Source organism: Kitasatospora sp. YST-16 (genome assembly GCF_026802215.1).
Taxonomy (GTDB): domain Bacteria; phylum Actinomycetota; class Actinomycetes; order Streptomycetales; family Streptomycetaceae; genus Kitasatospora; species Kitasatospora cineracea.
The window spans coordinates 753,767-765,778 of sequence record NZ_CP113837.1; the positions used below are offsets into that span (position 1 = coordinate 753,767).

Here is a 12,012-nt window from a genome sequence, read left to right on the forward strand (position 1 = left end):
CGGCTCCCGCACGGGCGTTCCCCGGGTGAGGGCGGGGGCGGGTGTTGACGGTGCGTCAGGCCGTTGGGGGGAGGGTTTTGTCGCCGCCCACAGGCCGGACCGGGGCCCGGCTGTTCGTCCGGACAGCGTTGGCGCCCGGCGGCGCCCGGCGGCGTCCGGGGTGCGCCGGGCGGCTCTAGTCTCCTGCTCAGACCAGCCCGGACCCGCCGGGCCGGACCGAGTGGAGAAGACACCCGTGATGGAGAGCCCCGCCGAGCTGCGCCTGGACCTGGTGATGGATCTGCTGCTGTCGCCGGAGGAGGCCTTCCCGGTCCCGGCGCGGCTGGTGTACTGCGCCGACGACCCGTACGCGGTGCACATCGCCTTCCACGTCGACTCGGCGCAGCCGATCGGCTGGTTCTTCGCCCGGGACCTGCTGGTGCAGGGGCTGCTGCGGCCGACCGGGCTGGGGGACGTGCGGGTGTGGCCGGCCGTGGTGGACGGGCGGCGGATGGTCACCCTGATGCTCTGCTCCCCGGAGGGCGACGCCTTCCTGCAGGCCCCCGCCGCCCTGGTGGCGGCCTGGGTGCGGCGGACGCTGCAGCTGGTCCGGCCGGGCGGGGAGGCCGAGCGCGCCCGGGTGGACCGGGCGCTGGACGCGCTGTTCGCGGCGAACGGGGCGTCCGAGCCCGGCTGTTGAGCCCGGTCGCGCTCGGCCTTCCCGCCCGGCCGGGCCCTCAGCGGGCCAGCCGCCCCAGCAGCGCGGAGGCCGCGGTGATCCCGGCGACGGTGGCCAGGGCCAGCACGCCGAAGTCCAGGGCGAGGTGGGAGGGGGTGCCGATGAGCAGGCCGCGCAGGGCGTCGACCTGGTAGCTGAGCGGGTTGGCCCGGCTGACGGCCTGCAGCCAGCCGGGCATCAGGTCGACGGGGTAGAGCGCGTTGGAGCCGAAGAACAGCGGCATGGTGATGGCCTGTCCGATGCCCATCAGCCGGTCCCGGGTGAGCACGATGCCCGCGATGGTCATCGACAGGCAGGAGAAGAACGCCGAGCCGAGCACCACCGCCACCGCCACGCCCAGCAGCCGCAGCGGGTTGGCCGTCATCCCGACGCCGAGCACGGCGGCCAGCACCACCACCACGGCGGCCTGGATCACCGCCTTGACGCCCGCGGCGAACGCCTTCCCGGTGACCAGCGCGGCCCGCGGGGTCGGGGTGACCAGCAGTTTGGTGAGCACCCCGGAGTCCCGCTCCCAGATGATCATGATGCCGTAGAAGATGGCGATGAACATCGCGGACTGCGCGATGATGCCCGGCGCCAGGTAGTCCAGGTACGGGGTGCCGCCGGTGGGGATCGCCTTCAGCCGGGTGAAGGTCTCGCCGAAGATCAGCAGCCACAGGGCGGGCTGGATCGCCCGGGTGTACAGCTCGGTGCGGTCGTGCCGCAGCTTCTGCAGCTCGACGGTGCACATCGCCACCACCCGGGCCGGGACCACCCGCCATCCGGTGCGGGCCTTCGGCGGGACCAGCAGCAGTCCCAACTCCGGTGCGGGATCGGGCTGTTCAGCCGACTCGGCTGGCGGTGCGGCGGGTGCGGCGGACATCCGAGAACTCCCCTTCCTTGGCGTCGTCGGTCAGCGCCCGGCCGGAGAAGTGCCGGAACACGTCGTCCAGGGTGGGCGCGTCCTGGGCCGGGTCCTCGGCCCGGACCCGGGCCTTGAGCTCCTCGGGGGTGCCGAGCGCGCGGATCCGGCCGCGGTCCATCAGGGCGATCCGGTCGCAGTGCCGGTCGGCCTCGTCCATGTAGTGCGTGGTGACCAGCACGGTCATGCCGGTGGCCCGGCGGACCGCCTCGACCCGCTCCCAGACGCCCGCCCGGGCGATCGGGTCCAGGCCGATGGTGGGCTCGTCCAGCACCAACAGCCGGGGCGCGCTGACCAGGGCCTGGGCCAGTTCGAGCCGGCGCACCATGCCGCCGGAGTACGTCCCGGCCATCCGGTCGGCGGCCTCGGTCAGGTCGACGGCGGCCAGCGCCTGGGCGACCCGTTCGGCGCGCTCGGCCCGGGCCACGTCGAAGACCCGGGCGAACAGGGCGACGTTCTCCCGCCCGGTCAGCCCGGCGTCCGCGGACAGCGCCTGCGGGACGTAGCCGAGCAGCCGCCGCACCCCGGTGCGGTCGGTGGCGCAGTCGTGGCCGAACACCCGCACCATGCCGCGGGCGGTCGGCAGCAGGGTGGTGATCGCCCGGATGGTGGTGGTCTTGCCCGCGCCGTTCGGCCCGAGCAGCCCGAACACCTCGCCGGGGCGCACCTCCAGGTCGACGCCGTCCACCGCCCGGGTGACCGGCCCCTTCCCCCGGCCGTGGCCGAAGCTGTACACCAACTCCCGGCACTCGACGGCCGGTTGATCCGGTTCGCTCATCCCTCCGCACTCCCCTCCGCGGCCGCCCGGGCCCGCAGCCCGGACGCGACCGCACGCAGGGCGGGCACCGCGGCCGTCAGGGCCGCCCGGTCCGCCGGGTCGAGTTCCGCCACCACCTCGCCGACCAGTTCGGCCCGCCGGACCCGCCAGGCGGCCAGCCGTTCGACGGCCTCCCCGGTGGCGTGCAGCAGCACCGCCCGGCCGTCGGCCGGGTCGCTCTCGCGGCGCAGCAGGCCCTGGCCGACCAGCTGGTTGACCAGGGTGGACACCGAGTTCCCGGCCAGGAACAGCTCCTCGGCCGCCTCGGAGACCCGCATCCCGGGGGTGTCCGCGACCAGCCGCAGCAGCTCGACCTGGGCGCCGCGCAGCCGCGGCCCGGCCAGCCCGGTGCGCAACTGGCGGCGGATCAGCCGCTGGATGCCGACCAGCAGCGCGGCCAGTTCCTCGGCCTCGGCGGCTTCCTCGGGCTCGGCAGCCTCGACGGTCTCGGTGTTCTCGGTGTTCTCCGGGGCTCGCGCCGGTTGTTCGCTCACCCTCCGATTTTAGCTCTGAATGAGAGGTATGGATCGAGGGGTGTCCGGTGAAGAATTCCGCAAGGTTCCGGGAACGCCGCCGGGCCGGCCCGCGCGGGTGCGCGGACCGGCCCGGTGCCGGGGGCGGGTCTCAGCAGTCGGCGAAGGCGGTGCAGACCGGGGCGGCCAGCGGGTTCAGCACCGCGTCGTCGGAGCCGCCGGCCCAGGCGGTCTTCGGGTGGCCGCCCTTGGGCAGCTGGGCGTGCAGGGTCAGCTCGGCGAGCGTGCCGTCCTTCGCCGTCAGGTACTCGTGCACCTCGGTGCTGCCGCCGCCGGACTGCGGCACGGTGAGGGTGGCGGCGACCGTCATCCCGTCCTCGACGGTGACCTTGACGGTGGCGCCCGGCACGGTGGAGGCGCAGCCCTTCAGGCCCTCGGTGACGCCGGAGAGCAGGCCGTAGGCGCTCTGCGCGGCGCCGCTGCTCTTGGCGGAGGAGCCGAAGCTGGCGATCGTCTCGTCGGCCGCCCAGTCGCCGGCGGCGCCGCCCAGCGCGGCGGTCTCCACCATCGGGACCTCGGCGAAGGAGTCCTCGCGCGGGATCTTGCAGAGTTCCTCGATCCGCAGCCGGCCCTTCTCGCCGAGCACCTTCGCCGGGCCGGCCTTCCAGTGCAGGGCGGAGTTCAGCGGCACGGCCTTCGGGTCGATCCACACCCCGGCGGGCAGCCGCCCGGCCTTCCCGGGGGTGGCCTCGGGGGCGCCCTGGCTCTTGGACGCGGCGGGCGACGCGGAGCCGGCCGCGGACGGCGCGGCGGTGGACGCGGTGGAGGGCGCGGCGGAGGCGGCGCTGTCACCGGTGTCGGTGCCCTCGGGGTCGCAGGCCGTCAGGACGGCGACGGCGGACAGGCAGGCCACCGCGGCGGCGGTGAGGCGGAGCGAACGCACGGATTCAATCCCTGGGAGTTCGAGGACGGCGGAAGGGGGGCGCGGAGCGGGACGGGCCCGGTCCGCGCCGGTGTGGCCACCCGGCCGGGCGGCGGCCGCCCCGGACGGGACGGCCGCGGCGGGGGCGGACCGGATCAGTAGCCCTGCGGCTTGTGGTGCGGGTTGGCCTGCGGCACCTTGCTGGCCAGGTCGTGCCCGTCCGGCGAGACGTGGTACCGGCTGCGGATGTACGTCATGGACGCCGCGACGTTGGCCACCGGGTCGTAGATGTCGGTGGAGGTGCCCTTGACGTGGTTGGCCGCGAAGGTGCTCGGGATGCACTGCCAGCCGCCGCGCGAGCAGTTCGCGGGCTTGCCGTCGCCGACGATGGCGCCGTGGGCGTTGCTGTCCCAGGCGTTGATCTGCGAGCCGGGCGCGTTGTACGAGGACTCGCGGGAGGCGATGGTCAGCATGCCCTCCGTCCAGGCCGCGCGGGCCTGCGGGTCGGTGACGCCCATCGCGTCCAGCGCCTTGGCGATGTACTCGCGGCAGGCGGCCTCGCCGCTCTTGTACTTGCCCGCGCCGCCGTACGTGACCTCGCCGACCTTGATCGCGCCCTCGTGGGAGACCGTCGGCGTCGGGTCCTGGCCGTGGCCGCCACCGCCGTCCCCGTCGTGCTTCTTCGGGCCGTGCGGCATCGGCTTCTTCGGGCCGGTGGGCTTGGTCTCGTGCTTGCCGCCACCGCCGGTGGGCTTCTTCGGGCCGGCCGGCTGCCCGGGGTGGCCGCCCTTGCCGGGCTTCTCGACGCCCTCGCGGGCCCGGCGCTCGGCCTCCGCGTACTCCTTGGCGACGGCGCCGAGCTTGCTGACGTCGCTGCCGAGGTTCTTGGTGAGCTGGTTCTTGGTGGCCTCCAGGGCCGCCATCTGCTGCTCGATCGCACTGACCCGCTCGCGCACCTGGGCGACCACCGCGCCGAAGCCGATGATGCCGCCGAGGGCGCCCGCCGCGAGGTCGGTGGTGACGGCCCTGGCCATCACGTCCTTGATCTGGCCGGTCCGCTGGGACAGTTCGCCCATCCGCTGCTGGATCGCCTGGAAGTCCTTCTGGATCTTCGCCAGTTCGCCCGCCTGGTAGCCGAAGCCCGCTGCCATCCTGTGTCCCCCCGTAGGACTTGATGTCTGCTCAGGTCGTTTATCCCATCACACCCGGTCCGGACGCAATCACCGGACCCGTCGGTTCGACTACCGCCGCTACCCTTTGCCGAGGCTTTGCAAACCTGCCGGACGGGTGTTCGCCGAGATGCCCGAGCGCCCGGGGCGCGCGATCATGGCTGGTGCGGACCGTCCCGCCGGCGGCCCCGCGCACGGTTCTCCGCGACCGACCGGCCGAGGTGCGGGCCGGCTGCCGGCACCCGACCGGAAAGGCTGGGCTCCGATGTTCCAACTCCTCTGGATTCTGCTGATCGGCTTCGTGCTGGGCGTGCTGGCCAAACTGATCCTGCGCGGGCCGCAGTCCATCCCGTGGTGGCTGACCATGCTGCTCGGCGCGGCCGGCGCCCTGCTCGGAAACCTGGTGGCCGGCTGGATCGGCGTGCGGCACACCGGCGGCATCGACTGGATCAGGCACTTCCTGCAGATCGGTTTCGCCGTCGTGCTGGTCGCCTTCGTGGCTCCGGCCTGGAGCAAGTCCCGACCCGGCAGGTAGCCGCCCCTCTCCCCGACACCGACCCCGACACCGACCCCGACACCCGTACCGCCCGCCCGGCCCCCGGCCCGGCGGGCGGCGGCGCGCCGGGGGCCTGCCGGGGCGCGTCCCCGGCAGGCCCCCGGCACGGCCCGGCACGGTCTCGGCACGCCCTGGCACGGCCCCGGCAGGCTCCGGCCGTCAGGCGAAGCGGGAGCTGCGGACCGGGCCCGCCGAGCGGATCCGGTCCCGGCTGCCGGTCGCCCAGGTGGCGGCGGCCCGGGCCGCGAAGTCGGCCAGCGCCGCGTCCGGGTCCGGCGGGGTCGCCCCGTCGCCCGGGTCGGGCTCGGCGGAGGCGGCGAGGACCTCCCGGGCCAGCTCCTCGGCCGGGCGGTCGTCGGCCGGGGAACGGGTGACCTCGCCGTCCTCGCCCATCGCCATCCGCGGCTCCCAGGGCGCGACGATCCGCTGCACCAGCAGGCCGCAGACGTCCGCGGACACCGCGGGGGTGTCGGTCCAGCAGGTGGCGTGCTCGTACAGCACCTCGCCCGGGGCGCGCTCGTGCAGCGCGGAGAGCAGCTCCCCGTCCACCTCGTTCAGGTCGTACGCCAGCACCAGCGCGTCCGGGGTGCCCGGCCGGTAGGGGGCGGCGGGCAGGCCCAGCAGTTCGGCCGCGGCCAGGCCGAGCGCCCGGCTGCCCCGGTCGGGCAGCAGCGCGACGGCGGCCGGGCGGCGGCCGGTGGCCTCCAGCACCAGGCGCAGCCGCTCCAGGCCGAGCCGGCAGTCGTCCCAGCCGCCCTGCAGGTACGCCCAGCGGCCGGTCATCCCGGCGTCGTGGCCGAACGGGGAGAGGGTGGCGAGCAGGCCGCCGGTCAGGACGTGGTGCCAGCCGCGCAGGTCGGCCGGGCCGGCGGGCGGGACGGCGGCGGCCCGGGCCAGGGTGCGGCGGATCCGGTCGGCGGCCGGCTGCCAGGTGTCGTCGGGGGCGGCGAGCCGGGCGAAGACCTCGCGGGCGAGAGGGAGGTCCCCGGCCATCAGCGCGTTGTGCACCAGCAGGTAGCGGTCGGGCCAGTCGCCGGTGATCCCGTCGTGCTCCCGGAGCAGCTGCACGGCCTCGGCGTGCCGCTCGCCGTCCTCCAGCGCGACGGCCAGTTCCAGCAGCACCTGCCGCGGGGAGACGGCCGGCCCGGCCGGGCGGGAGCGGCCGAACAGCCGCCGCCGGGGCTCCTCGGCGGCGGGCCCGGTGCCGGCCCGCAGCGCCTGGCGCAGCGCGGGGACGGCGAACTCGGACAGGCCGTGCTCGATGCAGGCGTACCCGTACGCGTACAGCGGGCCGGGCCCGGCCGGGTCGGCGGCCAGCGCGGCGGCCGCGGCCGCCAGCTCGTCGATGCCCGCCAGTTCGGCCAACGCCGCGACGGCCGGGGCGAGTTCACCGGCCGTCAGGCTCTCGGCCCGGGCCCGCAGTTCCCGCACGGCGCCCTGCGGGTCACCGGCGTCGAGCAGTTCACGGGCCTTGGCGAGATCGGGGTGCACGCAGTCTCCTCCTGGAGTCGTTCGGAGTCCTTCTCGGGATCGGGTGCGCGCGGCACTTCCGGCCCCGCCGGCGCGCGCCCGCCCGATCATCGCCGTCGGCCGCCCCCGGGCCAACCGGTTTTCCGCCGCCCCGGGCCGTACGGTTTCCGCCGCCCCGGGCGCGGGCGGGCGGCGACGTGTCACCGTCCGGTCCCGATGCGGTCCGGAAACGGCGTCTTCGCCCCGGCCGCAGGTCCGGCGCCCGTAGCGTCCTGTGCCCGTGACCGGTGCCCGGGTCCAGCAGCCCGGCCGCACCGTCCTCCGCCCCGTACGCACCCCACACAGGAGAACTCCCGTCATGACCGGACGTCAGCCACTCGCCGCCCGTGCCCTGCTCGCCGCCTCGGCGCTGGTCGCGGTGCTCGCCCTCGCCGCCTGCGACCCGGAGGGGACGGACGGCGGGGACGCGGCCTCGCCCGCGCTCTCGCCCGCGGCGAGTGCCCCGAAGTCCTCGCCCGCGGCGCCGAAGTCCTCGCCCGCCGCGCCGCCGTCCACGGGGGCCGCGCCCTCGTCCAGCAGACCGGTCCCACCGGGCGGCAAGCACACCCTGACCGAGGCGCGCACGGCCGGCGGGCTGGCCCGGGCGACCGGGGACGCCCAGCTGAGCGACGTGCCGGTGGACCCGGGCGAGATGCGCGAGGGGATGACCCTGGTGGAGGCCAACTACCGCCCCAAGGCGGGGGGTTCGGGACGTTCGGTGCTGTTCGCCGGGGTCGACAACGTGCCCGAGGACCCGAGCAAGCGCCGCGAGCACCTGTGGCGCGGCCTGATCGACTACGCGCGCGGCGAGGGCTCCACCGGCGACCCCGGCGGCTCCGCCCAGTACCAGGCCGGCCCGCTCGGCGGCAACCTGGAGTGCTTCCCGCTCGGCTCCGACGCCCTGTGCGGCTGGGTCGACAGCAGCACCGCCGGTGTCGCCCTGTTCCCCGGCACCGCTCCGGCCGACGCCGCCGAGCAGTTCGTCCTGATGCGCGCCGACCTGGAGCACTGACGTCCGGCCATCGGCGGCCATGGGTGGCCCGCGAAGCAGCTGATATACCATCAACCCTCCTTTTCTTCCAAGGACATTGATGCCCAGTTGGTTCGAAAATCTTCCTGACCATTCTCGCGGCAGTCGGGCCGAGACCGGCAGCGAAGGCGCGCCCGCGGCTCGGTTCGCGGCCGGGCAGCTCGGCGCCCTCACCACGCACCTGCTGCGCACGCAGCGGGAGTGGGCGGCCGCCGGCGAGCAGCTGGTCACGGTGATCGACTCCACCAACGGCATGCTGGACGGCGGGCTGACGGCCGCCGGGCTGGCCGTGTACCGGGCCGACCCGTGGGTGCTGCCGACCCGCCCCGCGTTCGGCTCCGTCCCCGCCGCGGAACTGGTCCGCGCCGCCCGCGACGACCTCGGCGCGGTCGTCCGGCTCGACCTCGGCACCGGCACGCTGGGCGGGCGCTCCGCCGAGATGGCCGCCGACATCACCACCAGCGCACCCGAGTTGGCCCGGATGATCGACGCCGGGCGCTGCCTGTGGGACAACACCGGGGACCGCCGGTGGTCGCGCTCACCTTCGACGACGGCCCGCACCCGCCGTACACCGGGCAGATCCTCGACGTCCTCGACCGATACCCGGTGTCCGCCACCTTCTTCTGCGTCGGCCTGCACTCCCTGGCCCACCGGGCCGAACTCGAACGGATGGCCGCCGCCGGACATCAGATCGCCAACCACACCTGGTCCCACCCGTACCTGCCCGACCTGTCCCGCACCGAGTTGCTCGCCCAGCTCGCCCACACCGACGAGGCCGTCGCCAAGGCCGTCGGCAGCGACACCGGCCCGCTGATGTTCCGCCCGCCCTACGGCGGGCGGACACCCGAAGTGCTGTGCTGGATCGGTGAGTCCGGCGCCGCCGTCGCCCCGTGGGCCATCGAGCCCTGCGACTGGTCGATGCCCGGCGCCGCGGCCATCACCCGCGCCGTCCTCGACCAGGCCCGGCCCGGCGCGCTCGTCCTGCTCCACAACGGCGGCGGCGACCGCTCCCAGACCGTCGCCGCCCTCCCCGCTGTCATCGAGGCCCTCGCCGCCCACGTCGGCGCGCTGCCCGTCAGCTGACGCGCCGGCACTTCGTCAGCAGACGAGCCCAGTGCGTTTCTCTCATGAACAGCACACCACTCACCCGATGTCATCCCCGGGCTCGTCCGCTCCGTCTGCTGTCAACGCGGCCGGCAGCGGCAATCCGTACTTGTCACACAAAAACCGAGTCTGGCAATACCTCTGGGCATCATGAGCCACCCGTCCAAGGACCGCGGCGTTCACACCGGCTCCGATGAGGATTCCCACGAACGGCACGACCTTTGCGACGCTCTTGACCGACACCTTGGAGCCCTCTGGACCCAACTGTTGTAGCAGCTTCTCGATGGCAGCCAGGAGTCGGTGGTCCTGACGGAGCTTATCCGACCATCGAACGCGCCCCTTGATCGCGTTGGCCGCCTGCGCGGCCTCGTGTATCGGCTTTACCTTGGCAGCCTGCGCCGAGAAGGACCGGTGCACCATCCGTTGGATGAATGCCTGCTCCTGGGGATCCTTGGCATCGTAGCCGTAGGAGTAGGCGATACGCGCCGCAATCGACGCGCTCAGGACTTGAACAACGAGGATGTCCGCCGTCATCGCAACCGGTATGCCTGCGACGGGAACCATCGCCAACAGACCCATGGCTCCGCCTTCGAGTGCTCCGGCGGTTCGCCATGTGAGGGTGTTGAAGGCCAGCAGCCGGTCACAGGTCTTGAGATCCTGCTGCCGCAACTCGACGAAACTGTCAATGTCGAAACCCCGCTTGTGGGCAATCTTCTCGACGTTCTTCGGATCGTTGAGCTCCAGGGCCCAATCATTGACCAACTCAAGCAGCGACGCTGCGGCCCCGAGGGCCGGACGAACCGCTTTGTCCGCAACCGCGTCGCCCGCGCGACGAACCGGTTCCTTGACTGATTCCGGCACCACCTCCACTATCTTGTTCACCGCGCTGCCCGCGACCGCGCCGGTCCGACCAAGTGCATTGCTCGCCCAATTCGGCAAGCTCCGGCGATTGTTGCGACGCTGCCAGTGCTCGTTGAGCGCCTTCCACACCTGCTCCTCGTACTCACTCATCGGGGCCCCACCGTCGACGGACAGGACGGCGTGAACGCTCACAAGGATTCTCCAATTCGGCTGTGCCACTGGGCCGAGGATGTTCTACCAGCTGGCGTCCGCTCCCGGGCCTGGAACCGTCCGTCACGCATCTGTTGCCAGCTTCCTGCCTTCGCCCAACTCCACCGATCCAAGCATCTCGCCGTCCGCCGGGAACGGCGCCTCGACCTCCACAACGCCTCCGTCTCACTGGCCTGCGGACTCATCTGCCGGCGACGTCTCAACCGGCAGGTACCGTGACGCTGTTGCGAGTTCATACTGGAAGGGCATGTCCATGGGTCTCCCCGGCTGGATCGGCGATGTCCTTGATGCCAGGAGGAGGGAGTTCGTCGAGAGCCCGGACGACGAAGGGATCTTCGGCCCGCCGATCCTGCGGGCCGGGGCAACGGAAGAGGACATCACGCGACTGCGGGCGAGATTCTCCCAGCCCTTGAAGGAGCACTACGTCGAGTTCCTGCGGCACTCGGACGGGATGGAGAACTTCGCACTGGGGAGGCCCGTCTACGGCAGCCGCGACTGGCTGAGCGGCCGGGCCGAGGAGGAGTCCGAGGAGTTCCTCCAGGTCTTGAAAAACATCCTCCGGCTCGACGTCGGGATCCCCGACGGAGCAGAGATCATCCCGATCTCCATGGAGGAGGACCGGACGTCGGGAGTCTTCATGATCCCGCCCGGCGACCGACGGGGCCGGATCTTCTGGCTCTCACACGGGGACCTCTGCTTCTACTCCGACCTACGGCAGCTCTTCCGCTGGGCAGTGTCCTATGACCCGAGTGAGATCAACTGGACCCCGTAACCGCCCGTCGCCTTCGGGCGGGCACCACAACAACAGTGCTGCTGAGACCTGGACGGCTCCGCGACGGTGACGGCCATCTGACGTGAGTATCTGCACACCTCCAGCCTCCATCTCCTCTCGCTCGCCGCCGAACGCGGCATCTCCACCGCATCGGCAGTATCTCCAACTCCGCTCTGCTCGCCGATCCGCGACCTGACGCTCCCTACGGCCCCACCAGAGAAACTGACCCGCGCCCCGGCCATGCATGAGATGCGTGGGCACCATGACATCCCACTACAGCTGCCCGCTTCGCCTTCCCGAGCTCAAGGCCGTGACGGCAACGCGACGGGAATAGGAGTCAGCGGGGTCGGCGCGGGTCCAGCAAGTCGCCCGGGCCGAGGCCGAGTTCGCGTTCCAGGTCGGCCGGGGAGTGGTCGCGCAGGAAGTCCGCGAACTTCGCGGTCACCACGGACATGTGCTCCTCGGCGGTCTTCTTGCTGATGAACAGCCGCTCGGCGATGCTGCGGAACGCCTCGCCGCGGGCCCGGGCCGAGAGCACCTCGCGCTGACGGGCCGTCAGACTCGGTAGCCCGCCGCGTCGTTCGGCCAGTTCGGCCAGGCCGACCAGGGCCTGCGTGATCACCACCCGGTCGGCCGCCACCTCGGCGACCGCCCCGGCCAGCGCGGGCAGCGGCTCTGCCTTGTGCACCACCCCGCGCGCCCCGGCCGCCATGCAGCCGACCAGCACCTCGCGGCGGCGCTCGTTGGTGTAGATCAGCACCTGGTGCCCGGCCGCGGCCACCGCCTCGACCGCCGCCGCGCCCTGCCGCACCCCGGTCCGGCCGGTGCCGGTCAGCACCAGGTCGAGCAGCACCACGTCCGCCGCGGGCCGGGCCGCCAGCAGTTCCTCCACGCTGCTGACCGCCAGCACCACCCGCAACTCCGGCAGCAGGTACGGCAGTCCCTCCCGGATGACCGTGTCGTCGTCCAC

The 12,012-nt window shown here is 73.2% G+C and carries 13 protein-coding genes; 5 read left to right on the forward strand and 8 right to left on the reverse strand.

The window, feature by feature from the left end:
* The first annotated feature begins 238 nt into the window (after positions 1-238).
* Positions 239-679, forward strand: a complete 441-nt coding sequence (locus OU787_RS03495; RefSeq protein WP_030464284.1) for an SsgA family sporulation/cell division regulator — start codon at positions 239-241, stop codon at positions 677-679.
* A gap of 37 nt (positions 680-716) precedes the next feature.
* On the opposite strand, the gene OU787_RS03500 is transcribed toward OU787_RS03495, so the two are convergent.
* From OU787_RS03500 to OU787_RS03520, 5 genes are all read right to left on the reverse strand, one after another.
* A complete protein-coding gene (locus OU787_RS03500) occupies positions 717-1,580 on the reverse strand; it encodes an ABC transporter permease (protein WP_268658501.1) in 864 nt (287 codons plus the stop codon).
* Entirely contained in the window at positions 1,540-2,397 is an 858-nt protein-coding gene (locus tag OU787_RS03505) for an ATP-binding cassette domain-containing protein (protein ID WP_030912994.1), read from the reverse strand. Before OU787_RS03505 ends, OU787_RS03500 begins: the two co-directional genes overlap by 41 nt.
* Positions 2,394-2,837, reverse strand: coding sequence for a MarR family winged helix-turn-helix transcriptional regulator (locus OU787_RS03510; protein WP_268661798.1), 444 nt, complete (start codon positions 2,835-2,837; stop codon positions 2,394-2,396). The genes OU787_RS03505 and OU787_RS03510 overlap by 4 nt, the downstream gene beginning before the upstream one ends.
* Before the next feature lie 223 nt (positions 2,838-3,060).
* The gene (locus OU787_RS03515; protein WP_030464280.1) at positions 3,061-3,852 is read right to left on the reverse strand and encodes a hypothetical protein; all 792 of its coding nucleotides are present in this window, start codon (positions 3,850-3,852) and stop codon (positions 3,061-3,063) included.
* A gap of 134 nt (positions 3,853-3,986) precedes the next feature.
* A complete protein-coding gene (locus tag OU787_RS03520; protein WP_268658502.1) occupies positions 3,987-4,982 on the reverse strand; it encodes a hypothetical protein in 996 nt (331 codons plus the stop codon).
* A gap of 283 nt (positions 4,983-5,265) precedes the next feature.
* Between OU787_RS03520 and OU787_RS03525 the strand changes: the two genes are divergently transcribed.
* On the forward strand, positions 5,266-5,535 hold the full coding sequence (locus OU787_RS03525; protein ID WP_014134349.1) for a GlsB/YeaQ/YmgE family stress response membrane protein: 270 nt from the start codon (positions 5,266-5,268) through the stop codon (positions 5,533-5,535).
* Positions 5,536-5,715: 180 nt separating this feature from the next.
* Here the strand turns inward: OU787_RS03525 and OU787_RS03530 are convergent, their stop codons facing one another.
* Positions 5,716-7,047 (reverse strand): hypothetical protein, encoded by a 1,332-nt coding sequence (locus OU787_RS03530; protein ID WP_268658503.1) that lies wholly within the window; start codon positions 7,045-7,047, stop codon positions 5,716-5,718.
* A 337-nt stretch (positions 7,048-7,384) separates the two neighbouring features.
* On the opposite strand from OU787_RS03530, the gene OU787_RS03535 reads away from it, so the two are divergent.
* The gene (locus OU787_RS03535; protein ID WP_268658504.1) at positions 7,385-8,077 is read left to right on the forward strand and encodes a hypothetical protein; all 693 of its coding nucleotides are present in this window, start codon (positions 7,385-7,387) and stop codon (positions 8,075-8,077) included.
* Between the two features lie 546 nt (positions 8,078-8,623).
* Complete coding sequence (locus OU787_RS03540) at positions 8,624-9,178, forward strand: polysaccharide deacetylase family protein (RefSeq protein WP_268658505.1); 555 nt, start codon at positions 8,624-8,626, stop codon at positions 9,176-9,178.
* A gap of 60 nt (positions 9,179-9,238) precedes the next feature.
* Here OU787_RS03540 and OU787_RS03545 read toward each other — a convergent pair whose 3' ends face one another.
* On the reverse strand, positions 9,239-10,210 hold the full coding sequence (locus OU787_RS03545; protein WP_268658506.1) for an EcsC family protein: 972 nt from the start codon (positions 10,208-10,210) through the stop codon (positions 9,239-9,241).
* A 307-nt stretch (positions 10,211-10,517) separates the two neighbouring features.
* Here OU787_RS03545 and OU787_RS03550 point away from each other — a divergent pair, with 307 nt between their 5' ends.
* Positions 10,518-11,042: an SMI1/KNR4 family protein gene (locus tag OU787_RS03550; RefSeq protein WP_268658507.1), complete on the forward strand. Its 525-nt coding sequence runs from the start codon at positions 10,518-10,520 to the stop codon at positions 11,040-11,042.
* A 337-nt stretch (positions 11,043-11,379) separates the two neighbouring features.
* Here OU787_RS03550 and OU787_RS03555 read toward each other — a convergent pair whose 3' ends face one another.
* Positions 11,380-12,012, reverse strand: coding sequence for a LuxR C-terminal-related transcriptional regulator (locus OU787_RS03555; protein ID WP_268658508.1), 633 nt, complete (start codon positions 12,010-12,012; stop codon positions 11,380-11,382).